We start from the raw sequence: 22,930 nt of genomic DNA on the forward strand, positions 1-22,930 counted from the left end.
GCTGCACGCCCGCCGCAACGGCGCGGCGAACTGCAAGATCCTAACATCTGACATGCCGGGGGGACTGTCATGGAGACCTGCGCGTCTCGTTGCCTGCGCGCGTCTGCAGCATTGGCTGCAGCGGGCGCGATTGCCTTCACCACGCCAGCAGCGGCCGCAGCGCCGTCCACGATCGAACCGGCCGACACCGCCTGGATGATCGTCGCCACCGCTCTGGTGCTGATGATGACCATTCCCGGTCTGGCGCTGTTCTACTCGGGCATGGTGCGCAAGAAGAACGTGCTGGCGACGATGGCGCAGAGCCTCGCAGCCGTGATGCTGATCTCGATCCTGTGGGTCGCATTCGGCTACTCGCTGGCCTTCGTCGGCGACGGCACCTGGATCGGCTCGCTCGACCGCGCCTTCCTCGCCGGCATGGGCATGGACAGCGTCCATCCCAGCGCCAAGACGATCCCCGAGTCGCTGTTCATGCTGTACCAGATGACGTTCGCGATCATCACGGTGGCGCTGGTGGCGGGCTCGGTCGCCGACCGCATGCGCTTCTCGGCCTACCTCCTGTTCAGCATCGCATGGTTCATCTTCGTCTATGTGCCGCTGGCGCATTGGATCTGGGGCGGCGGCTTTCTCGCGCAGGCCGGCGTGGTCGACTTCGCCGGCGGTCTCGTCGTGCATCTCTCCGCGGGCACCGCGGGCTTGGTCGCGGCGCTGGTGATGGGACGCCGCCAGGGCTATGGCAGCGAGAACCTTTCGCCGTTCGATCTGTCGCTCGCGGTGGTCGGCACTGGCCTGCTCTGGGTCGGCTGGTTCGGCTTCAATGGCGGCTCGGCGCTCGGGGCGAATGCGCATGCCGTGATGGCGATCCTCACGACGCATCTCGCCGCCTGCGCCGGCGCCGTCACCTGGGGCGCGCTGGAATGGTCGACGCGGCGCAAGCCGTCGGTGCTCGGCATGATCTCCGGCGCGGTGGCCGGCCTCGGCACCATCACGCCCGCGTCCGGCTTCGTCGCCCCCTGGCATGGCCTGGTGATCGGCGCGCTCGCCGGTATCATCTGCTACTGGGCCTGCACCTCGCTGAAGCACCGCTTCAACTATGACGATTCGCTCGACGTGTTCGGCGTCCACGGCGTCGGCGGCCTCACCGGCACGCTGCTGGCCGGCGTGTTCGCGACCGCCGCGATCGGCGGCACAGCCGGGCTGATCGAGGGCAACCCGAAGCAGCTTGCGGCCCAGCTCTACGGCGTCGCCGTCACCCTGGTGTGGTCGGGCGGCGTCACCTGGGGGCTCCTGAAGCTGGTCAGCGCCTTCGTGCCGCTGCGGGTGTCGCGCGAGCACGAGCTGGAAGGACTCGACATCTCCCAGCATGGCGAGGCGCTGCAATAGCTGCAGCAATTGGCGCCAATTGACCTGTTCGGCGTCGCGGGATTCTGCCCGCGCGGTGAGCAGCATTGTGTCTTGAGCCTGACATGCGCAACTTTTGCGCATACATGCCCATTCCTTGAGCGCGACGGAATAGCGCAGCCTTTGATGCCCCCGGTGAGGGGTGAAAAGGTCAGGATTCACCGCTCGTTAGCCCTGACCAGCCGTCTGGCACGGCATTTGATTCTATCGCTCCCGGCTGTGCCCGCGTCGTGAAGATTTCTCCGCGTGGTGAACCTCAGTCGACAGGAAGCGCTCGGTAACGTCCGTGCCGGGCCCAAGCGGGGATAGGACCCATGAAAATTGTTATGGCGATCATTAAGCCATTCAAGCTCGAAGAAGTCCGGGACGCCCTGACCGCCATCGGCGTTCATGGTCTCACGGTGACGGAAGTGAAGGGGTACGGCCGTCAGAAAGGTCATACGGAAATCTACCGCGGCGCCGAATATGCGGTGAGCTTCCTGCCCAAGATCAAGATCGAGGTCGCGATCCCCTCCGACCAGGTCGACAAGACCATCGATGCGATCAGCTCGGCCGCCAAGACCGGTCAGATCGGCGACGGCAAGATCTTCGTCATCAGCCTCGACCACGCCGTGCGCATCCGCACCGGCGAAGCGGACGCTGCGGCCCTTTGATTTCGCGCTCAAACCAGAACACTTACGGAGTACAATAAAATGACGTTCAAGCGTCCAACCAGCGCGGGATGGGTTACGCTCGCAATTGCAGGGCTCTGCGTCGCAGGCCTCGCCGATGTGGCGTTCGCCGAGGACGCGCCTGCCGCCGCTGCCGCAGCCGCCCCCGTTCCCAACAAGGGCGACGTCGCCTGGATGCTCGTGTCCAGCGCGCTCGTCCTGATGATGTCCATCCCCGGCCTCGCGCTGTTCTATGGCGGCCTCGTCCGCACCAAGAACATGGCCTCGGTCCTCACGCAGGTGTTCGCCATCGTTGCGATGGTCGGCGTGATCTGGACGCTCTACGGCTACTCGCTCGCCTTCACCGACGGCGGCAGCATGACCTCGTGGGTCGGCGGCTTCTCCAAGGCCTTCCTGCACGGCGTCGACGCCAACTCGACCGTTCCGACCTTCTCGAACGGCGTGGTGATCCCGGAGCTGGCCTACTTCGTGTTCCAGATGACCTTCGCGATGATCACCCCGGCCCTGATCGTCGGCGCCTTCGCCGAACGCATCAAGTTCTCGGCGGTGATGCTGTTCATCCTGCTCTGGGTGACCTTCATCTACTTCCCGATCGCGCACTGGGTCTGGTTCATCGCAGCTCCCGATGACATCGCTGCTGCTGCCAAGGCTCTCGCTGCCGCTGGCGACGCTGCCGCCAAGACCGCTGCCCAGGCCAAGCTCGACGAAGTCACCGGCGCTGTCGGCTGGCTCGCCGGCGCTGGCGCCCTCGACTTCGCGGGCGGCACCGTCGTTCACATCAACGCCGGCATCGCCGGTCTGGTGGGCGCGGTTCTGATCGGCAAGCGCACCGGCTACGGCAAGGAGCTGATGGCTCCGCACTCGCTGACCATGACCATGATCGGCGCCGCGCTGCTGTGGGTCGGCTGGTTCGGCTTCAATGCCGGCTCGAACCTGGAGTCGAACGGCGTCACCGCGCTGGCCTTCGTCAACACCATGGTCGCCACCGCCGGTGCGGCGCTGTCCTGGCTGCTCTGCGAATGGGCGGTCAAGGGCAAGCCCTCGCTGCTCGGCATCTGCTCGGGTGCGGTCGCAGGCCTCGTCGCCGTCACCCCGGCCTCCGGCTATGCCGGCCCGATCGGCGCGCTGGTGCTCGGCCTGATCGTCTCGCCGGTCTGCCTGTTCTTCGTCTCCACCGTGAAGAACGCGCTCGGCTATGACGACGCGCTCGACGTGTTCGGCGTGCACTGCATCGGCGGCATCATCGGCGCTCTGGCCACCGGCATCCTGGTCAACCCGGCGCTGGGCGGCGTCGGCATCACCGACTACACCAACATCACCGGCAACAACGCCGGCACCTACGACTTCGCCACGCAGATGCTGGCGCAGCTCAAGGCTGTCGTCGCCACGCTGGTGTGGTCGGGTGTCGGCTCGGCGATCCTCTACAAGGTCGTCGACGTGGTCATCGGCCTGCGCCCGACCGTGGAGCAGGAGCGCGAGGGTCTGGACATCACCGACCACGGCGAGCGCGCCTACAACTACTGAGTTCTCCCGGGACTTGGTCGTACGCGACCAGGTCCGCAACTTCGGTTCGGGCAAATACCCGGCAATGCCCTGACCGTTGAGGGGCTCCAGCGCAAGCTGGGGCCCCTTTCTTTTTGTTTGGATCGTGAGGGCCGAGCGCGCGCCAAATAACCGGTGTCGTCCCTGCGAACGCAGGTACCCATACCGCGCGATGTTTGTAAGAGGCAGGCTGCGAGTCCCGTGCAAGACAACTGAACCCTGTGGTTATGGATCCCGGGTCGGCGCGCTTCGCGCTTGCCCGGGACGACAGCTGTGGTTGGCGCGCCCGGCGTTGCCTCCGAGAAGCAGCTCGAAGGCGAACAATCTCGTTCTCGCGACACGATGCGCCCGAGCTGTGCTGAAACTCACCGCCCTCGAATCATGAGGGCGCAGGGAAGGCCGGGCGCTGGCCGCGCCCGTGGCCCGCCAGCGAAAGAAAATGCTGGCGGCAGGTACCACAGGTCTGGCCGAACACACCCGGCCCTCCCTGCGCAACGGTTTTAACGGCTGCTTCGCGTTCTCCTTGGCGCGCCGGGCTTGTTGGCCACCATCACGAGCGCGACACGTTAGCATCAGCACCCGCTTGATATCAGCATCGGGATATCAGGACCGCGCGACTTGACCGTGCGTACATCGCCGTTCGTCCGCGCAGACTGAACTACGCTGCGGCAACACACGCCCATCGCCTCCCACTGCCAACGGTCCGTGACGGTCGCGAAACGCCCCTCATGCGGCAACAGGATGCGCGGAAATGTGACGGTGATTTGCCCGACGACACAAGCCGGCGCGACTGCGGCAAACTAACTCGACGGGCAATTGGCGCATGCCGGGAATGCGGAAACTGCCCGACGGGCAACCGAGCAGGCTTTGATCCGCACAATAGCGCGGGGGATGCCAATCCGGTTGCAGCGGCAGAAAACACAGCTTAGCAATACTGTTCGCTGGCTCCGGCTGATCTTAAGAATTGGAACCCGGCCGTAACAGCGATCGCCGCTGCAGCCGGCACATGGGGGATCAGGATGAAGCATCGCTGTCGGTACGTCGTCGTCGCCTCCGCCATTTGGCTCACCGCCGCAACCCCGCCATCGGCAAGAGCCCAAGCGACATCACAGGAGTCCTTGGCGGCCGCGAAAGAGCTGGTCTCCGTGATGCATCTGAATGACCAGGCGACAGCCCTGTTGCCGATCGTTCTGAAGAACCTGAGACCGACGATCGTCCAGGGGCGCGCCGAGGTCGCTCTGCAATATGATGCGTTGATCCCGAAGTTCACCCAGGCCTTTCAGGGCAGGGTTTCCGAATTCTCGGATGCGATCGCGGTCGTCTATGCCAGGAACTTCTCGGCGGACGACCTCCGGACCATGGCTGAGTTCTACAGGACCCCGACAGGTCAAAGAGTCCTGCAGAAGCTGCCGTCCGTCACCCAGGAGTCGAGCATTGCCGGGCAGAAATTTGGTCAAGCTCTCGGCGAAGAGATCAGGAAGCAGATGGTCGATGAACTGAGGAAGAAAGGTCTCGATCTCTGATCCGAACTCCCGATCGTCGTGCAGCGGCGCGCCCTGCGACATAACCGGCGCGACGGGCAATTTCCGTATGACAGGCTTGTGGTCCGTCCCGCCTCGCCATCCCCCGGGAAGCCGAACCGAGACGTCCACGGTCATGCCCCCGATGGCGGGCACGACACCGGATTGCAGGCTCAAACCTTGCCGCGGCCGATACGCCGGCGAACGACAACGCAGGTCGATGGTCAGCTCATGCGCCTTCGAACTTGAACGACACGTTGAGCTTGGCCCGATAGGCTTCGACTTTCCCCTTCGCATCGAGTTGCATGTCGAGCTTGACGACTTCTGCAACGCGCAGGTCCCGGAGTGTTTTCGCAGCTTGTTCGACCGCGTTCGCGGCCGCCTTTTCCCAAGATTCGCTGCTGGTACCGATCAGCTCGATGACTTTGTAGACGCTGTCAGACATGTCGGTCTCCTGTTCGGTATGGAGCAGGAAGCAGGTGCTCCCTGCTACAACTGAACGTAGCATCATAGCGCGGCGCCTGAAAGGACGCAGCCTGCCCATGGCAGCCGCAGGTCCGGAGCTACCACGAATGGCGCTAACGCCTTGCGTGTCTCACAAGCCCTTGCGCCCTACACGCCGCCCAGCTTGCATATGTGCTTCCACTCCTCCGCCGTCACCGGCTGCACCGAGAGCCGCGACTGCTTCACCAGCGCCATCTCCGACAGCTTCTTGTCAGTTTTAATCGCGGCGAGCGTCACCGGGGTCTTGAAGGGCTTGTGCGCCTTGATGTCGACGCAGACGAACTTGCCCGTCTTGTCGGTCGGGTCGGGATAGGCTTCCTTGATGATCTCGGCGATGCCGACGATCTCCTTGCCCTCGTTGGAATGGTAGTAGAAGGCGAGGTCGCCCTTCTTCATCGCCACCAGGTTCTGCCGCGCCGTGTAGTTGCGCACGCCGGTCCAGGCTTCGCCCTTGGCCCCCTTCGCCACCTGCTGGTCCCACGACCATACCGAGGGTTCGGATTTCACCAGCCAGTAGTTCATATGTGCAAGATCCTCAGATCACGTCGCGCCAGTCTCGAGCGGAATACGGCCTCGCTCGGCGGCCGGATCAAAGAAGACGACAACGGCCGGGTCAACACCTTAGAGCCGGGGCGCTGCGCTTTTGCCCAGCGATGACGCGGCGCCGGTCTCTGCGCTCAACCCTCATGGTGAGGAGCGCCGCAGGCGCGTTCAGGCGATGCTCTCGCATCGCCCCGAGAACCATGAGGCCGGATCAGGGCCTCCCCCTTCGAGACGCCCGCCTGCGGCGGGCTCCTCAGGGTGAGGGGTGAATGTGGTGCGCAGCCAGAACGCTCACTCCTCCGCCTTGAACGGGCGCATCATCAGCGCCTCGATCGCGGCATCGATCGTCACGGTGCCGGCGAGAATGGCGGCCACCGCCTGCGCCACCGGCATCTCGACGCCGCGCGACGCGGCGAGCTCGACCAGCACCGGCGCGGTGTATTGTCCCTCGGCGAGCTTGCCAGCAGGGAGCGGCTCGCCGCGGCCGAGCGCGAGGCCGGCGGCGAAGTTGCGCGATTGCGGGCCGGCGCAGGTCAGGATGAGGTCGCCGAGGCCGGACAGGCCGGTGAGCGTTTCGCTGCGGGCGCCATAGGCGCGGCCGAGCCGCACCAGCTCGGCGAAGCCGCGCGTGGTCAGCGCCGCCAGCGCCGAGGCGCCGAGCTTGCGGCCGGAAACGATGCCGGCAGCGATCGCCAGCACATTCTTGGCGGCGCCGCCGATTTCGACGCCACGCACGTCGGTGGAGTGATAGGGCCGGAAGGTCGGCGAGCCCAGCGCATGGACGAGATCAGCCGCGAGCGCCTCGTCGGGCGCGGCGAGCGTCACCGCGGTCGGGAGCCCGCGCGCGACGTCGTCGGCGAAGCTCGGGCCGGACAGGATCACCGGGACTGCGTTCGGCGCGGCCTCCGCGATCACCTCGGTCATGAATTTATGGGTGCCGTGCTCGATGCCCTTGGCGCAGGCGACGAGCGGCGTGGCGGGTGCAAGCAGCGGGGCGAGATGCATGACGGCGCCGCGCAGATGCTGCGCGGGGACGACGATGAGGATGGCATCGGCACGCGCGGCCTCGGCGAGATCGGCGGTGACGGCGATGCGCGACGCGAGGGGAATGCCGGGAAGGCGCGGGTTCTCACGGGCAGCGCCGATGCGCGCGGCGTGGTCGGCATCGCGGGCATAGAGCGTGACGTCACGCCCGGCGCGCGCCGCGACAGCGGCGAGCGCGGTGCCCCAAGCACCGGCGCCGATGACGGAGATCGTTTGGAAACGAGTCATTCGCCGCGGATTCGGCTGCGCTCCCTCCCCCCTTGCGGGGGAGGGTTGGGGAGGGGGGTGCCACGAGCGAGAATCTTTATGGAGCCACCCCCACCCCCGACCCCTCCCCGCAAGGGGGAGGGGAGCGCACCGCGTGTGGTGCAGGAGCTTGCCACATCACAGCCGAGGGCGATCCAGCCGCTTGGTGCAGAATGAAAAAGCAATTCCATCACCCTCAAAACCCCGCGCGCGTATTCGCGAACTTGCCGGGCACGCTGGCATTCGCATCCAGCAGCCAGCGCGCCCGCGGGGCGGCGTCCATGCCATCGACGAGGCCGAGCGCGAGGCGCTCCAGTCCGGCCCAGGCGATCATGGCGCCATTGTCGGTGCAGAGCGCGGGCGGCGGCATGATCAGCCGCGTGCCAGCCTGCTGCGCGACGTCGTCGAGCGCGCCACGAATGGCCTGGTTGGCGGCGACGCCGCCGGCGGCGACCAAGGCAGTCGGCGCGCCGAAGCGCTGCTTGAACAGGTCGAGGCCGACGCGCAGGCGATCGGCCGTCGAGTCCAGCACCGCCGCCTGGAAGCTGGCGCAGAGGTCGGCGATGTCCTGCTCGCTCACCTTGTCGAGCCGGCCGATCTCGTTGCGCACGGCCGTCTTCAGCCCGGACAGCGAGAAATTGGCATCGCTGCGGCCCAGCATCGGACGCGGGAAGGCAAAGCGCGCGGCGTCGCCATTGCGCGCGGCCTGCTCGACCTGCGGTCCGCCCGGATAGGGCAGGCCCAGCATCTTCGCGACCTTGTCGAACGCCTCGCCCATCGCGTCGTCGACGGTGGTGCCGAGCCGGACGTAGTCGCCGACGCCGGCGACTGCGACGATCTGGGTGTGGCCGCCGGAGGCCAGGAACAGGCAATAGGGGAAGTCGATTGCATCGGTGAGGCGCGGCGTCAGCGCATGCGCCTCGAGATGGTTGACCGCGATCAGCGGCGTGTCGTGCACCATCGCGATCGCCTTGGCGGTGGTGAGGCCGACGATGACGCCACCGATCAGGCCGGGGCCGGCGGCCGCCGCGACGCCGCCGAGCGCGGCATAGTCGATGCCGGCCTCGCGCATCGCCGCGTCGATGAGATGGTCGAGCATGTCGACATGGGCGCGCGCCGCGATCTCTGGAACCACACCGCCATAGATGGCGTGCTCGTCGGTCTGCGAGCGCACCACGTTGGAGAGGATCTGCCCCTTGCCGTCCGAATCACGCGCCACCACGGCCGCGGCGGTCTCGTCGCAGGTGGTTTCGATGCCCAGCACGAGCGTTTGCGATTCGTTACCCAATCTCAACCCTTTTGGTCATTATGAGTGCGCAGAACCGCCTAACACCACGAGGTCGCCAGGTGCAATCGTCCGTCCGTTGCAGCCCGGCCGATCCGTGTTCGACGGGAGCATAGCACATGGCCGTGCTGGTGACCCGTCCCGCCCCGGACAATGAACACACCGCGAGCGCCCTGCGCGCGCGCGGCTTCGAGGTGCTGCTGGCGCCGATGCTGCGCTTCGAGCCGGTCGCGATGCCGCCGGACGTCGGCGGCGATGCCGCCGGACTCATCGTAACGTCATCGAACGCGCTGCGCGCGGCGGCGCCGCAGCTCAGGGCGTCCGCCTTGCTGCGCCTGCCGCTGTTCGCGGTCGGCGACCGGACCGCCGCAGCCGCACGCGAGGCCGGCTTCACGCAGGTGATCTCGGCCGCGGCCGATGCGGCGGCGTTGCGCGACCTGATCGCAGACAGCGGCGTCGTCGACGCCAAGGCCACCCTGCTCTATCTCGCCGGCGCCGACATCTCGCGCGACCTCGCTTCCGAGCTCGCCGAGCGCGGCTTCGATGTGGTCACCCAGACCGTCTATCGGATGGCGCCGGTCGCGGCGCTGCCGCGCGACGTCTGCGCGGCCTTCGCAGCCAACCGGATCGAGGCGGTGCTGCATTATTCGCGGCGGAGTGCCGCGGCATTCGTGGCCGCCATCCGGGCCGATGGCGTCGAAATCTCGGCGCTGGCGGTGCCCCATGGCTGCCTGTCGGCCAATGTCGCCGAGGTGCTGCGCGAGGCCGGCGCCACCCAGGTCACAATCGCGGCGCATCCGGATGAAAACGACATGCTGGAGGGCCTGACCCGTGCGCTACGGTCGTGAATGGCGTAAGAGGGCCTGCTCAATCTTGCCTCAGCCAGGGAACTTCCACCATGGTCGATGAACCCGACACCGCTGCACCGGCCTCCGACACCGGGCGGCCGAAACGGCCACCGCCGACCATCGACCTGGAGCCGACCTCACGCGAGGAGCGCCCGTCGGCCAGCGAGAGCGCGGCCGAGCGGCCGACCGCCTCGCCATGGTCCGCTCCTGCGGCGGCGATGGCCGAAGGATCGTCGGAGACCGCCGCCGAATCGCACCCGCATATGGCGCCGGACGCCGAAGCGGCTGCTGCCGCCGATGACAGGGCCGAGGAGACCATTGCTGCGGCCGAGCCGCCGCGCATGACGCCGCCACCCCGCCCGATCTCGCCCTGGATCATCGCGCCGTTCTCCGGCGCGGCCGCGGCCGCGCTGGTCATCGGCGTCGGCTGGATGCTGGGCTGGCCGCAGGTCGCACCGCCCTCGGCGATCTCGCCGCAAGCCACGGCGGTCGACGAGCTCACCTCCCGCGTCGCCGGGCTGGAGCAGCGCATCGGCAAGCCGGATGGCGCCGTGACCGGCCGGCTCGATGCCGCCGACAAGGCGATGGCAGCGCTGCGTAACGACATCGCCGGCCTGCGCGCGCAGGCCGACAAGACCGTGGCCGCCCTCAACGACGTCCGGGCGCAGCCGCGCGACGGCTCCGCGCCGGCGCCCGCACCCGAGCCGGTCGATCTCTCCGGCCTGACCGCACGCATCGACGCGCTGGAGCGGGCGAGCAAGAGCCAGAGCGCGGCGCTGGCACAGGAGCGCGCCAGGATCTCCGAGGCGGCAGAGGCGGCCAAGCCGGCCGACGACGCGCCGCTGCGCCGCGTGGTCGCCGCGACCCTGCTCGACGTCGCCGTCCGTCACGGCGATCCCTATGGAGCGGCGCTGACCACCGCCAAATCTCTGGCGCCCGACGCGGCCGCGCTGAAGCCGCTGGAGGCGTTCGCCACGACCGGCGTGCCGAGCCCCGCGGCACTGAGCCGCGAGCTGCTCACCATCGTGCCGAAGCTCTCGCCGCCGGCGCCCGAGAGCACCACGGGGACCTCGATCCTCAGCAAGCTCTCGGCCGGCGCCTCGAGCCTGGTCAAGGTCGAGCGCACCGACGGCGCCGGCACCGATCGCGGCGCGGTCGTGGCACGGATCACCGCGGCGGCGCTGCGCAACGATTTCGCCGAGGCCCGCCGCGAGCTGAAGGGGCTCTCGCCTGGGGATCGCGCCCCCGCCAATGACTGGCTCGCCCGCGCCGATGCCCGCGACGCGGCGCTGTCGGCCGCCCGCAAATTCGCCGACGACGCGATGACCGCGCTCGCCAAACCCGCGCAATAGGACGCCCATGTTCCGGATCGTCATTTTCCTCATCCTGGTCGGGCTCGCCGCTGCGGGCTCGGCCTGGGTCGCCGAGCAGACGGGCGACGTCGTCTTGAATTGGGGCCCGTGGCGGATCGCCATGACCTTGCCGGTGTTCGTGCTCGCGCTCGGCCTCACCATCGCCGCCTGCGTCGCGCTGTGGAACCTGATCAGCGCGCTGCTGCGGGCACCCGGCCGTATCCGCAAGGCGCACCGCGCCCGCCGGCATCAGCGCGGACGGCACGCCATCACCCACGGCCTGCTCGCGATCGGCCACGGCGATTCGACCGCGGCGCGGCAGCACGCCGACACCGCCAAGCGGCTGGCTGGCGACGATCCGCTGACGCTTCTCCTGCACGCCCAGGCGGCGCAGCTCGAAGGCGACCGCGACGGCGCCCGGCGCGCCTTCCGCGCCATGGCCGAGCGCCAGGACACCCGCCTGCTCGGCCTGCGCGGCCTGTTCATCGAGGCGCAGCGCGCCGACGACGCCTATGCCGCGGTGATGATTGCCGACGAGGCGCTCAGGCTGGCGCCCAACGCCACCTGGGCCTCGCATGCCGTGCTCGGCTTCCGCTGCGCCGAGGCCGACTGGGACGGTGCGCTTTCGATCCTCGACGGCAACTACACCGCCGGCATGATCGACAAGCCGACCTACCGCCGTCAGCGCGGCGTGCTGCTGACGGCGCGCGCGCTGGCGCTGGAGACCGGCGACCGCGACCTGTCGCGCTCGAGCGCGATGGAGGCGGTGAAGCTGGCGCCGACCCTGGTGCCGGCCGCGGTGCTCGCGGCGAAGTTCGAGAGCGAGGCGCACCAGGTGCGGCGCGCGATGAAGATCATCGAGGCCGCCTGGGCGGCGTGCCCGCATCCGGATCTCGCCGACGCCTACGCCCATGTGCGGCTCGGCGATTCGGCCACGCAGCGGCTGGCGCGGGTGGAGAACCTGGCCGCGCGCACGCCCGGCCATGTCGAAGGCGCGCTGGCGGTGGCGCGCGCGGCGATCGACGCCGCCGAATTCGGCCGCGCCCGCGAAGCGCTGGCGCCGTTCACGGAGGACCCGACCCAGCGCGTGGCGATGCTGATGGCCGAGCTGGAGCGCACCGAGCATGGCGACGCCGGCAAGGCGCGGGAATGGGCGCTGCGCGCGGTGCGCGCCCGCCACGACCCGGCCTGGACCGCGGACGGTTATGTCAGCGATCGCTGGCAGCCGATCTCGCCGGTCACCGGCCGGCTCGACGCCTTCCAATGGCAGACGCCGGTGGCGAGCCTGCCCTCGGAGCGCAGCAGCGTGATCGAAAGCTCGGCCTTCGCCGAAGCCGTGCTGGCGCCGCCGGCCCGGCCCGCCGTGACCGAAGCCGCGGTCGAGCCGCCGCGCGAGGCCACACCCGAGCCCGTGGTGATCACGCCGGCCGTGCAGGACAACGAGCCGCCGCGGCCGGCGGCGGCCGCCGAGCCCGAGCAGGCCGAAAAGCCGGTCGAGGCCGTGGACAAGCCTGTCGACAAGCCCGTGGATATCCCTGTGGACACGGCTGAGGATAGCCGGCTGATCGAGGCCACGGCCATCGCCTCCGAGCCGGCGCCGCCGCTGCAGGCCGCGGGCCCCGCCGAGGCCGAATCGGAGCCGGAGACCGAGGCCGAGCCGGATGCCGTGGCCGCCAAGCCGGCCGAGACCGCGGCCACCGCGCCGACGCCGCTGTTCCGCACCCGCAACGATCTCGCCAGGCCGGCGGAGACGCCGATCCAGGCGATCGTCCCGATCATGCGACCGCCGGACGATCCCGGCGTCGACGACGACGACCAGCCCCGCGACGAGTTCGCCGAGCAGATCGCACCCAAGGCCCAGGCCGGCGGCTGGCGCGGGTTCTGGTCACGGTTCGGCGGCTGAGGGCAACCAGCCCCGCCGTTCCGGGTCACACCGGTTCGTTTCCGCGCCGCGGCGGCGCGCGTTGTCCTTGCCAACGGGCCGTTCGCCCGATATCAGGAGCGCGATCGCGTCGTCCGTCCCCGTGCCGGGCGCTCGCCGCTATGGTTCGCCGCAATAGCTCAGCTGGTAGAGCACGTCATTCGTAATGACGGGGTCGGGGGTTCGAGTCCCTCTTGCGGCACCAGCCTCTCCTTCCGTCCCCATCTCTCCTTTCCTGACCCGCCCGCTCGCCGCGCTGCATTTGCCGGTTAAGAATTGCTTAACCCAAATCGCGCCATCGTTCGGCGCGAGCGGCGGGATGAATGCCCGCACTGGCGGCTGGCGGCGATCCGGACGAGCGCGTCCGAGGCGTTCGAATCCCGCAGGTGCCGGTTGCGCTCGGGCGTACGCCAGCGGCCAAGCCGGTGGCGATCAGTATCCAGAGGTCATGGTGGGACGTCTCTCGCGAGGGCATGGCACCTGTGCGCGTGACGATACGACCGGCACTGGCGATGCACCGGCTGCTGGCAGCGGCGCCGGACCAACGGCCGAAGACGCAACGCGAGACAAAGGCGAACCCGCGACATGAGCACGACTGCCCTCGACAACCACACCCAGTTTCAATCCATCGTCGGCCAGATCCGGACGCTCGCCTACAAATACATCGAGGACAAGGACTTCGTCAGCGCCCAGCTCGCGTTCCAGAAGCTGCTCGAGCTCGACCCCAAGGACATCAACGCGCGCTTCATCTATGCGCAGCTGATCGACGACGGCTCGCACAAGAAGCGTGCCGAGGCGCGCGACATGATGCTGGCGATCCTCGACGAGCATCCGGAGATCTTCGACGAGCCGAGCGAGGGCAACCTGCACCTGATCCGCAGTGCGGCCGTGCGCTGCAGCCATGTCGGGCCGTTCACGCGCTCGATGGAGCTGTTCCGCAAGCTCGCCCACGCCTCCAACCAGGCGGCCGATTATTTCTCGCTCAGCGAGATCCTGACCCAGGGCAACGAATTCGAGGAAGCGGTCGCGGCGCTGGAAAAGGCGATCAAGCTCAACCCGGCCTATGACAACCCGATCAACCGCGAGACGCTGGAGCTCGCGCGGTCGAACGCCAAGAAGGGCAAGGCCAAGGAAGCCAAGGGCCGCGCCAAGGTCGGACGCTATCCGGAGACCAAGGACTTCCTTGGCGACCTGCAGACGCTGATCACCAACCACATCGCGGTGAACCTCGCCGCCGCGCCGAAATTCCTCGACAAGAGCACGCGCTTCTTCACCATGGGCTCGTGCTTCGCGCGCAATCTCTCCAAGAGCCTCACCGACAGTGGCTATGCCAGCCACCACATGGAGATCTCGGAGTACATCAACACGACCTTCGCCAACCGCGTGTTCGTCGACTGGCTGCGCGACGCCAAGATCGATCCGGAGATCCGCGAGCGCATCGTCGAGCTGCTGCCGCCGGGATCGAGCAAGGAGAACACGCTGGCCGTCATCAAGCAGGCCGATGTCTTCATCCTGACGCTCGGCGTCGCCGCGGCGTTCTTCGACCGCGAGACCGGCGCCTTCGTGCTGCCGCGGCCGACCGCGCTGAACTCGCGGGCGCTGGCGGAGAAGTACAAGTTCCGCACCGCCAGCGTGCAGGAGAACGTCGACAACGTGCTCTATCTGATCGAGTTCATCCGCAGCATCCGGCCAGGCATCAAGGTGATCGTCACCGTGTCGCCGGTGCCGCTGCTGACCTCGTTCGAATATGAATCGGTGGTGCAGGCCGACTGCCTGTCGAAGAGCACGATGCGGCTGGTCGCGCACGAGGTCGTCAACAATTCGAACCTCGAGGACATCTGGTACTGGCCGTCGTTCGAGGTGTTCCGCTGGGCCGGCTCCAACGCCTCCAGCTTCTTCGCCGCCGACGACGGCGCCGCCTGGCACGTCTCGGAGGACAAGGTGTCCGCGGCGGTGCGCGCCTTCGTGCAGACCTTCTCGCCGGCCTGAGCGCGCGAACGGCGGCCTCAGGGCAGCCGCTTCCTCCAGAGGCGGATGACCAGGATGCCGGCCTGGGCGTAGCCCGGCGGCGAACTTTCGGTGCCGAACGGCGTCTTCGAATACAGCGAGCTCGAGACCAGGAAGCCGCCGACATACGGCTCAGGCAGGCCCGACAGCGCCAGGAAGCAGCGGTGGGTGAGCAGGCCGTCCTCCGGCAGATTGCCGCGCACCAGCCGGCAATCGCCGATGCCGGTGAATGCGATGCCGTTGAGCTGGCCCTCGGTGTAGGTGCCGAGCAGGGTCGGATCCATCGCCTGGCCGATGCAGACCCGCATCTCGCCGATGCTCTTGTCGCCGGTGTCGGTCATGCGGCCGTCAGCCGGCCGGACCCCGACGGCGCGGATCGAGAGCTGATCCTCCAGCGCCGGCGCGAAGCCGGTCTTGGTCGGCGCGCAGAAATCCGACGGCACGACGCGGCCCTGGCGCACGCTCCGCGCGATATAGATCTCCTCGACGCTGTTGTCGCCGGACTGCGCCCGGCCCTGCCCGCTGGCGGCCAGCAACGTCACGGCCGCCATGAACATCGCAACGATCACCCGGCCCATGCGCGCATCCTCCCTCCGAATCGATCGCCCTGACTATCGGATTCGGCGAATCTTCTGAACCAGCACCAACGAACAGGACGTATACATACAATCATACCTCAATCTTGAGATCGCCCTGGCCCCCATGAAGCACCGCGTCGTGACGGTCATTTGGTAGCAAAAGTCAGGTAAGCAGGACTGCCGCGGGCGCCACCGCGCAAATGCTGCAGTCGGTCGCTTGTCCGGATGGGCTCGTCCCGAGCTCCCGCGTCCTGAACGGAAGTCGCCGCGGCGGCGAAAAGGGTTCGAGAAAAATGGTGCGCCGGTCCGCAATGACGTGTGCCGAGATCCCGGCTCCATTCGCGCTTGCAGGGCCGAGCGTGACCGCGGTCACATCGGACGGTCGCGCCGGCGTCTAAACCTCCTCTCAGTCAACGAGGGGAGCTTTCACGATGCGCAAGATGATCCTGATCGGAGCCATGATGCTCGCGTCCGCCGCGGCCGCACAGGCCGAGGGAACACGCAACCTGTCGATGACGTCGAGCGATGCCGCCGCTCCGGCACCGCGTCCGAGCTATGTCCAGCAGGCCGGCGAGGTCACCGTCACGCCGGCGCCGGTGCCAGCAGCCGCGGTCCAGGTCCAGCCGATTGCGCAACCGGTTGCGCCTGCGGCTCCCGCGGCTCCGGTCGCCGCAACGACGCCACCACAGCCCGCCGTCGCCGCTGCGACGCCGGCGCCCGAGCCGACCCGCTCGGTGCAGAAATCATCGCGGCGGTCGAAATCGGCGCGCTCCGACCGGACGCGCCGCAAGAGCTGGACTGAAGCCCGGATCGTCCGCGAGCTGCATCGCCACGGCATCTATTGGTGAGCGGCCGGCGACAGGCGACAAACGAAGAAGGCCGGGCGAATGCCCGGCCTTTCGCGCGAGGAGACCCTGCAGCGGAGCATCACTGCGAGATGGTCTGGATCACGCTCGAGATCGGCCGCGCATTGGTCATTGTCGTCGGCAGCTTCGGATCCTGGCCGATCATCGCGTCATATTCCGGGAGCGTGTCGAGCGTGCCCTTCGGCTTCATCGCAACCACCTTGTAGCCGCCGGCCTTGAGCCGCCGCAGCAGGGTCGGCAGCGCCAGCGCAGTGTTCTTCTGGAAGTCGTGCATCAGGATGATGCCCTTGCCCTTCTTGTCGAGCCCGGTCATCACGGTGTTGACGACCTGGTCGGCATCCTTGGAGCGGAAGTCGAAGCTGTCGACGTCGCAGGAGAACATCGCGACATTGCGGCTTCCGAGATAGGCCACGGCAGAGGGCCGGTGCTGCAGTTGCGGGAAGCGGAAGAACGGCGCCGGGTTGGTGCCGAGCGCGAACTTGACCGCGCTGAAGCCCTTCTCGAGCTCCTCCTTCGCCGTCTCGTCGGTCATCTTCTTGCCGTTCAGATTGGCGTGCGACCAGGTATGAACGCCGACGACATGCCCAGCGGCCAGCACCTGGCGCAGGATCTCCGGATGATAGGTCGCATGCTTGCCGATCGTGAAGAAGATGCCGGTGGTGCATTCGTCGGCCAGCGCCTTCAGCACCGCCGGCGTGTTGACCGGCCACGGGCCGTCGTCGAAGGTCAGCACCACCTCGTGGTCGGCGAGGAAGTCGAACTGCTTGAAATGGTCGAGGCCGAAACCGGGGCCGCCGGTGGTGTCGACCATGACGGTGCGGGAGATGCCGAGCGCGTCCGGATTGGCGCAGGTCGATTTGGGCTGCACGGGCGCCGGCGCGCTTGCCGCCATGCGCGTGGAAATCGTGCCGGTCATCTCGACATCGTCCTTGGCGCCGGCCTTGGCGGCGACTCGCGCCGGAGGCGGCGGCGACGGCTCGGACGGCCTCGCCGCTGCGCTCTGCGCGGCGGCCTTGGCGGCGCTGGGCTTCGATACGTAGTACCAGACACCGGTGATCGCCAACGCCGCGACGACGGTGGCCAGCAGCAAGCCTAACGCATTACGCATGGTTACTCTTCCCGAAAGCGCGAGACACTCGATGGCGGACGCAACGCTGTCCGGCTCCTTCAATTAGCTTCCATTAGTGCCAACGATTCCTTAACGCGGTGCCAACACGACCAGGATCGGGCAAGATTTCCAGAATGATGCCGGCGCCGAAGCGGCAGTTCACCGGAGCGACGTGTCGCCGCGGCCATCGGCCTGCCGGAACTGCCGACCAGGTTTGGATCTGGCGTGACCCGCATCACGGTTGCTAGAGAGCGATCAGGCCATGATGGGCGCATTGAAACACGCGGCTCCGCAAACATGCGGCGCCAATGGGAGCCAGCCATGACGACGTCCACCAATGTTCTGCGAAAGGCCGTTCTGACCGCCATCAGCGTCGCCGCCGTCTCGGCCTTCACCTCGACTGCGAGCTTCGCCTTCAGCGCCGAAGCGCAGCAGATGTGCACCGGCGACGCCTTCCGCCTGTGCAGCAGCGAGATCCCGAACATCCCGGCGATCACCGCCTGCATGATCAAGAACCGCTCGTCGCTCAGCTCCGGCTGCCGCGCCGTGCTCGACAAGGAGGTCTCCCGGCGCAGCGGCAAGGTCGCCGAGGTCAACGACGCCAATTGAGGAACCGCTCTTGGCTCCCCTGCGCGCCCCGGCTGCGACCGCGGCGCTTGCGACGGCCGGTTGTGACCACTAAAAGCGCCGCCAACCTTTCAATGCCGGGAGCGAGGCGCCAGTCATGAACAAAATCCTAGCGATCATTCCTCTGGTCCTGATGGCGTCGGCGGCCTCAGCCCAGCAGCAGCCCGGCCAGGATGCCTGCGCGCGCGACGTCTCGCGGCATTGCCGCGCGGTGATGAACAACGGCGATCAGGCGGTGCTGGCCTGTCTCAAGGAGCATCGGGCCAAGCTGTCGAAGGCTTGCGAAAAGGTGCTGACCGAGCACGGGCAGTAAGGTCCGTCCCGCAGCACGGACAGCAATTTTCGCGAACTGGTGCGGCCCGCCCGAAGGCGGTCGGAAGCGTCTGACTACGCGAGGCGGAACTGCTTGCGCAGGGTCTTGTCGAATAGTCCGGCGGTTGCGAATCGGCGCAGCAGACTGACCATGCGCGCCGCATTGCCTGCGGTGTAGCGCCGGCGCGGGACCTGATCGCTCGCTGCCTTGATGATCACCTTCACGACGACATCCGGCAGGTCGGCCTTGGGCATGACATCCCGCAGCAGCGCCGCGACAGCCATACGCGCCTGATCGTATTCGGCTTTCTGCTGGTCGGGCTCCATGCCGTTCTGATCGAAAACGGTGCGGACATAGGCCGGTTCGATGACGGAAACGCGGACATTGAAGGCCCGGACCTCGTGGTCGAGCGATTCCGAATAGCCCTCGATCGCATGCTTGGCGGCCGAGTAATGCGCCGAGTACGGCGCCGGGATGACCCCGAGGATGGAGCCGATGTTGAGAATGCGGCCGCCGCCCTGGCGTTTCATCACCGGCAGTACCGCATTCGTCATCCGCATCACGCCGAAGACATTGACGTCGAAGAGCGCCTGCGATTGCGGGATCGAGGATTCCTCTGCGCCGCCGAACATGCCGATGCCGGCGTTGTTGACGAGGAGGTCGATCTTCCCCTCCCTCAAGACGACGTCTGCGATCAGCGCAGAAACCGACGCCTCGTCGGTGACGTCGCAGGCCAGCATCGTGACGCCCTGGGGGCCGTCATTGGCGATCTTCCGGCTTGTTCCGAACACCGTGAAACCCGCGCGGGCTAGACCTTCGGCGGCAGCGTAGCCGATGCCGGAGGATGCCCCGGTCACGATTGCAGTTCTTACGGCGGCCATGTGTTTTCCTCACGTAATCTCGGACTTCGCGTCAGAGACGGGTTGCATTATGATCGTTTAGTGATATTATGATCATAATGCAATAGAGATGCGGACGAAGGCGTCATGCGATACGAAAAGGGCCGAAAGGACACGTCGCGCCGCAGGATCATGGACGTCGCTGTCGAGCGCTTCCGCACGGATGGAATTGCGGGCTCAGGTCTGGCGACGATCATGAAGGATGCCGGCCTGACGAACGGCGCCTTCTATCCCCACTTCCCTTCGAAGGCCGATCTCGTCCGCGAGACGATCTCCGACTCCCTCGGCAGGCAGGCCGTATGGCTGCGCGAGGTGCTGGACGAAGGGGGACTCGATCGCTTGATCGACATCTATCTTTCCCCCGAACACCGGGACCATCCGGGGCAGGGCTGCGCCTCTGCGGCACTGTTACCGGAGCTTGCGCGGCAGCCGGAAGAGACGCGCGGCATGTATGCCCAACAGTCTCGCGCCCTTGTGCTGCTTCTCGCGGAAGCACTTCCGGCCCATGTCGAAGCGAGGGAAGATGTGGCATGCGCGATCTTTGCGACCCTGATCGGGACGCTCCAACTGGCCCGCGCAGTCGACGAAGAGGCGTCGAGTGGCATCCTGCGGAGCGGAAAACTCGCGATCCGCACCTTGGCTGGCCTTCGCGCGCATCAGCTTCCTAAGCCTGAATGAACCCCCGATGCGCGCTTCGTGCGCGTTCCGATGACATCACGCGCGGCGCCATCAGCCTCGACCACACCTGAATTTATGCAGATCGCACGGCGCAAGCAAAACCTTGCCAGGCAAGGAACACAGACCGGAGAGCCCAGTGAAAGCCTACGTCGTCGAGAAGTACAAGAAGAAGGGCCCGCTACGCCTCGTCGAACGGCCCAATCCGCAGGTCCAGAGCGCTGACGTCCTCATTCGCGTTCATGCCTCGGCCGTGAACCTGATCGACTCGAAGGTCAGGGACGGCGAGTTCAAGATCTTCCTGCCCTACCGTCTGCCCTTTGTGCTCGGTCACGACGTCGCCGGGACCGTCGTCAAGGTCGGCGATGGGGTCAGCCGCTTCAGGGGCGGCGACGAGATCTATGCCCGGCCAAGAGATCACCGCATTGGCACCTTCGCGGAATTCATCGCCATCCACCAAGACGATGTCGCACTCAAGCCCCGCACACTGACGATGGAAGAGGCGTCGTCCGTGCCGCTGGTCGCGCTGACGGCGTGGCAGGCTCTGGTCGATGTCGCGAAGGTGAAGCCGGGCGAGAAGGTCTTCATTCAGGCTGGCTCCGGCGGAGTCGGTACGATCGCGATCCAGCTTGCCAAGCATCTGGGGGCGACGGTCGCGACGACGACGAGTGCGAAGAACGCCGCCCTCGTCAACAGCCTCGGCGCCGATGTGGTGATCGACTACACGACCCAGGACTTCGAAAAAGTTCTCTCGGGCTACGACGTCGTGCTGCACAGCCAGGATCCGAAGACGCTTGCGAAATCCCTGAACGTGCTGAAGCCGGGCGGCCGCCTCGTCTCGATTTCGGGGCCGCCCGACCCGGCCTTTGCCACGGCTCTCGGGCTGAACGCCGTTCTGAAGCTTGTTATCCGGCTGTTGAGCCGCAGCGTGCGCAAGAGGGCAAAGAGCCTCGGCGTTGACTATTCATTCCTGTTCATGCACGCCGATGGCCGGCAACTCGAGCAGATCGCCGGGTTGATCGATGGCGGCGCGATTCGCCCCGTCGTCGACAAGATATTCCCCTTCACCCAGACGCCCGAGGCGCTCGCCTATGTCGAGACCGGCCGTGCAAAGGGCAAGGTCGTGATCAAGGTGCAGTAGCGGGTTTCTTGATTGCAGCTGACAGCGATCCTGAAGCGGACATAGCTCGCGAAGGCTACGCTTGCCCCCGCCGTTCTAGGGCCCGCTGCGGGCCGCTGACGCAACGGCCGGTGCCTGCTCGGCGGTGCGGTCGATATCCTCCTTGGCCCGGACCGAGCCGAACGGGCGTTCCAGCATGCGGCGGATGCGCACCGGGTCGGTGCCGATGTGGAAGTCGATCGCGCGCTTGTGCAGCTCGCGCTCGGCGCGGGTCGAGCGGTTGCGCTGACGCAGATAGTCGATCCAGGTCGGGCAGTGATAGCGCTCTGTCCATAATTCGGGATCGGCGATGTCGCGGGCGATCGACCAGCCATAGGCGCCGTTGCGCTGGCGGCTGAGCTGCACGTCCTGCATCAGGTCGTGAAACGCGCGGGCATTGTCTTCAGCGACGCGGTACTCGATCTCGACCACCAGCGGCCCCGAGCGCGGCGTCAGCTCGAGTTGCACCTCCGGATCGGCCAAGGTCTCGCCGTCCTCGTTGCGGGCCCCGATCGGCGGCATCCGCAGCCACAGGCCGAGCAGCGGCGACACCATCATCAGCGCTCCCGACACCAGCAGCGCGACCTCAACGCCAGCGGCGTCGGTGAGGCGGCCCCAGCCCCAACTGCCGATCGCGATGCCGCCGGAGATCGCCGCCTGAAATGCCGCCAGCGCGCGGCCCGCGACCCAACGGGGCGCCGAAAGCTGCACGCCGATGTTGAACAGCGCCACCGCCAGCATCCACACCGCGCCGGCGATGACGAGCGCCGCCGCCGTCAGCACCGGCGCGGTGCTGAGTGCAACGGCCGCGGTGGCCGCGCCCAAGGTCAGCGCGCAGGTGCGGATCGCGGCCTCACCGGACAGCCGCTTCCTGATCTCGCCGATGTTGAGCGCGCCGACCACCGCGCCCATGCCGAAGGCGCCGAGCATGATGCCGTAGGTCTGCGCGCCGCCATGCAGCAGGTCGCGCGCCACCAGCGGCATCAGCGCCGAGATCGAGCCGCCGATGATGCCGGTGACCAGCGTGCGGATCAGCACGATGCGGATCGACGGCGAGTGGACGATGTAGCGGACGCCGGAGACGATGGCGCGGTTGAGCGGCTCGCGCGGCAGGCGGCTCGGCTCGACGACGCGCCGCCACAGGAACAGCGCGGCCAGCAGCGGCAGATACAGCAGCGCATTCGCCGCAAAGGCTGCGACCGCGCCGGCAGCGGCGACCACGACGCCGCCGATGGCCGGGCCGAAGCTGCGGGCGATGTTGTAGCTGATGCCGTTCAGCGCGACTGCCGCCGGCAGCGTCTCTGGCGGCACCTGCTCGCTGACCGAGGATTGCCACGCCGGCCCCATCAGCGCCATGCCGCTGCCGATCACGAAGCACAGCGCCAGCAGCCGCTCTGGGGTCACGAGGCCGAGCCAGGCCAGCACGGTCAGGGTGGTGGCGCCGCCCAGGGCCACCGCAAGCGCAGCCAGCGCGACGATGCGCCGGTCATACATGTCGGCGATGGCACCGGCCGGCATCGAGATGAACATGACCGGCAGCATCAAGGCGGTCTGCACCAGCGCCACCTTGTCGGCCGACGACGCCATCTGCGTCATCGCCCAGGCGGCGCCGACGGCCTGGATCAGCAGGCCCAGATTCGACAGCAGGCTCGCCAGCCAGATGCGGCGGAACACCGCGTGCCGCAGCGGCGCGGCGATGCTCTCGGCCGCAAACAGCTCACGTTTCTGCGGCGCATTCATGCCGTTCCGTCCACGTCGTCCGTCCGCATTGAACTATCGCTTGATTCCGCCCGGACGTATGTGATGCCTGCGAATGTCCGCCGC

The 22,930-nt window shown here is 67.3% G+C and carries 21 protein-coding genes and 1 tRNA gene; 14 read left to right on the forward strand and 8 right to left on the reverse strand.

What is annotated here, in order from left to right:
* Window positions 1-69: 69 nt before the first annotated feature.
* From QX124_RS18655 to QX124_RS18670, 4 genes are all read left to right on the forward strand, one after another.
* Window positions 70-1,380: an ammonium transporter gene (locus QX124_RS18655; RefSeq protein ID WP_315797920.1), complete on the forward strand. Its 1,311-nt coding sequence runs from the start codon at window positions 70-72 to the stop codon at window positions 1,378-1,380.
* 332 nt (window positions 1,381-1,712) lie between these two features.
* Window positions 1,713-2,051 carry a P-II family nitrogen regulator gene (locus QX124_RS18660; RefSeq protein ID WP_006611147.1) on the forward strand — a complete coding sequence of 113 codons (339 nt, stop codon included), beginning with the start codon at window positions 1,713-1,715 and terminating at the stop codon, window positions 2,049-2,051.
* Window positions 2,052-2,090: 39 nt separating this feature from the next.
* Window positions 2,091-3,593, forward strand: coding sequence for an ammonium transporter (locus QX124_RS18665; RefSeq protein WP_315777331.1), 1,503 nt, complete (start codon window positions 2,091-2,093; stop codon window positions 3,591-3,593).
* A gap of 1,037 nt (window positions 3,594-4,630) precedes the next feature.
* Entirely contained in the window at window positions 4,631-5,134 is a 504-nt protein-coding gene (locus QX124_RS18670; protein ID WP_315797921.1) for a DUF2059 domain-containing protein, read from the forward strand.
* A gap of 226 nt (window positions 5,135-5,360) precedes the next feature.
* Here the strand turns inward: QX124_RS18670 and QX124_RS18675 are convergent, their stop codons facing one another.
* The 4 genes from QX124_RS18675 to tsaD all read right to left on the reverse strand — a co-directional run bounded on the left by QX124_RS18675 (window position 5,361) and on the right by tsaD (window position 8,732).
* Window positions 5,361-5,576, reverse strand: a complete 216-nt coding sequence (locus tag QX124_RS18675) for a dodecin family protein (RefSeq protein WP_315777333.1) — start codon at window positions 5,574-5,576, stop codon at window positions 5,361-5,363.
* A 167-nt stretch (window positions 5,577-5,743) separates the two neighbouring features.
* On the reverse strand, window positions 5,744-6,157 hold the full coding sequence (locus tag QX124_RS18680; protein ID WP_315797922.1) for an EVE domain-containing protein: 414 nt from the start codon (window positions 6,155-6,157) through the stop codon (window positions 5,744-5,746).
* Window positions 6,158-6,469: 312 nt separating this feature from the next.
* The gene (locus QX124_RS18685; RefSeq protein ID WP_315797923.1) at window positions 6,470-7,450 is read right to left on the reverse strand and encodes an NAD(P)H-dependent glycerol-3-phosphate dehydrogenase; all 981 of its coding nucleotides are present in this window, start codon (window positions 7,448-7,450) and stop codon (window positions 6,470-6,472) included.
* 214 nt (window positions 7,451-7,664) lie between these two features.
* Window positions 7,665-8,732 (reverse strand): tRNA (adenosine(37)-N6)-threonylcarbamoyltransferase complex transferase subunit TsaD, encoded by a 1,068-nt coding sequence (gene tsaD / locus QX124_RS18690; protein ID WP_315777336.1) that lies wholly within the window; start codon window positions 8,730-8,732, stop codon window positions 7,665-7,667.
* A gap of 140 nt (window positions 8,733-8,872) precedes the next feature.
* On the opposite strand from tsaD, the gene QX124_RS18695 reads away from it, so the two are divergent.
* The 5 genes from QX124_RS18695 to QX124_RS18715 all read left to right on the forward strand — a co-directional run bounded on the left by QX124_RS18695 (window position 8,873) and on the right by QX124_RS18715 (window position 14,863).
* On the forward strand, window positions 8,873-9,601 hold the full coding sequence (locus tag QX124_RS18695; protein ID WP_315797924.1) for a uroporphyrinogen-III synthase: 729 nt from the start codon (window positions 8,873-8,875) through the stop codon (window positions 9,599-9,601).
* A 50-nt stretch (window positions 9,602-9,651) separates the two neighbouring features.
* Entirely contained in the window at window positions 9,652-10,953 is a 1,302-nt protein-coding gene (locus QX124_RS18700) for a hypothetical protein (RefSeq protein WP_315797925.1), read from the forward strand.
* Between the two features lie 7 nt (window positions 10,954-10,960).
* On the forward strand, window positions 10,961-12,856 hold the full coding sequence (locus tag QX124_RS18705; protein WP_315797926.1) for a heme biosynthesis protein HemY: 1,896 nt from the start codon (window positions 10,961-10,963) through the stop codon (window positions 12,854-12,856).
* Window positions 12,857-13,003: 147 nt separating this feature from the next.
* Window positions 13,004-13,079: transfer RNA gene (locus QX124_RS18710), tRNA-Thr, on the forward strand.
* 380 nt (window positions 13,080-13,459) lie between these two features.
* Entirely contained in the window at window positions 13,460-14,863 is a 1,404-nt protein-coding gene (locus QX124_RS18715) for a GSCFA domain-containing protein (RefSeq protein ID WP_315797927.1), read from the forward strand.
* A 17-nt stretch (window positions 14,864-14,880) separates the two neighbouring features.
* Here the strand turns inward: QX124_RS18715 and QX124_RS18720 are convergent, their stop codons facing one another.
* Window positions 14,881-15,459: a hypothetical protein gene (locus QX124_RS18720; protein WP_315797928.1), complete on the reverse strand. Its 579-nt coding sequence runs from the start codon at window positions 15,457-15,459 to the stop codon at window positions 14,881-14,883.
* Window positions 15,460-15,890: 431 nt separating this feature from the next.
* Here QX124_RS18720 and QX124_RS18725 point away from each other — a divergent pair, with 431 nt between their 5' ends.
* A complete protein-coding gene (locus QX124_RS18725) occupies window positions 15,891-16,307 on the forward strand; it encodes a hypothetical protein (RefSeq protein WP_315797929.1) in 417 nt (138 codons plus the stop codon).
* A 79-nt stretch (window positions 16,308-16,386) separates the two neighbouring features.
* Here QX124_RS18725 and QX124_RS18730 read toward each other — a convergent pair whose 3' ends face one another.
* Window positions 16,387-17,433, reverse strand: a complete 1,047-nt coding sequence (locus tag QX124_RS18730) for a polysaccharide deacetylase family protein (RefSeq protein ID WP_315740487.1) — start codon at window positions 17,431-17,433, stop codon at window positions 16,387-16,389.
* A gap of 321 nt (window positions 17,434-17,754) precedes the next feature.
* Between QX124_RS18730 and QX124_RS18735 the strand changes: the two genes are divergently transcribed.
* The gene (locus tag QX124_RS18735) at window positions 17,755-18,042 is read left to right on the forward strand and encodes a hypothetical protein (RefSeq protein WP_315740486.1); all 288 of its coding nucleotides are present in this window, start codon (window positions 17,755-17,757) and stop codon (window positions 18,040-18,042) included.
* A gap of 115 nt (window positions 18,043-18,157) precedes the next feature.
* The gene (locus QX124_RS18740; RefSeq protein ID WP_315797930.1) at window positions 18,158-18,373 is read left to right on the forward strand and encodes a hypothetical protein; all 216 of its coding nucleotides are present in this window, start codon (window positions 18,158-18,160) and stop codon (window positions 18,371-18,373) included.
* Window positions 18,374-18,447: 74 nt separating this feature from the next.
* On the opposite strand, the gene QX124_RS18745 is transcribed toward QX124_RS18740, so the two are convergent.
* A complete protein-coding gene (locus tag QX124_RS18745) occupies window positions 18,448-19,254 on the reverse strand; it encodes an oxidoreductase (RefSeq protein ID WP_315778204.1) in 807 nt (268 codons plus the stop codon).
* Window positions 19,255-19,359: 105 nt separating this feature from the next.
* On the opposite strand from QX124_RS18745, the gene QX124_RS18750 reads away from it, so the two are divergent.
* On the forward strand, window positions 19,360-19,950 hold the full coding sequence (locus tag QX124_RS18750; protein ID WP_315740483.1) for a TetR/AcrR family transcriptional regulator: 591 nt from the start codon (window positions 19,360-19,362) through the stop codon (window positions 19,948-19,950).
* A 136-nt stretch (window positions 19,951-20,086) separates the two neighbouring features.
* A complete protein-coding gene (locus tag QX124_RS18755; protein ID WP_315797931.1) occupies window positions 20,087-21,088 on the forward strand; it encodes an NADP-dependent oxidoreductase in 1,002 nt (333 codons plus the stop codon).
* Between the two features lie 75 nt (window positions 21,089-21,163).
* Here the strand turns inward: QX124_RS18755 and QX124_RS18760 are convergent, their stop codons facing one another.
* Complete coding sequence (locus tag QX124_RS18760; protein WP_315797932.1) at window positions 21,164-22,846, reverse strand: MFS transporter; 1,683 nt, start codon at window positions 22,844-22,846, stop codon at window positions 21,164-21,166.
* Window positions 22,847-22,930: the final 84 nt, after the last annotated feature.

Origin of the sequence: Bradyrhizobium sp. SZCCHNRI3043, assembly GCF_032377735.1 — a bacterium.
GTDB lineage: Bacteria > Pseudomonadota > Alphaproteobacteria > Rhizobiales > Xanthobacteraceae > Bradyrhizobium.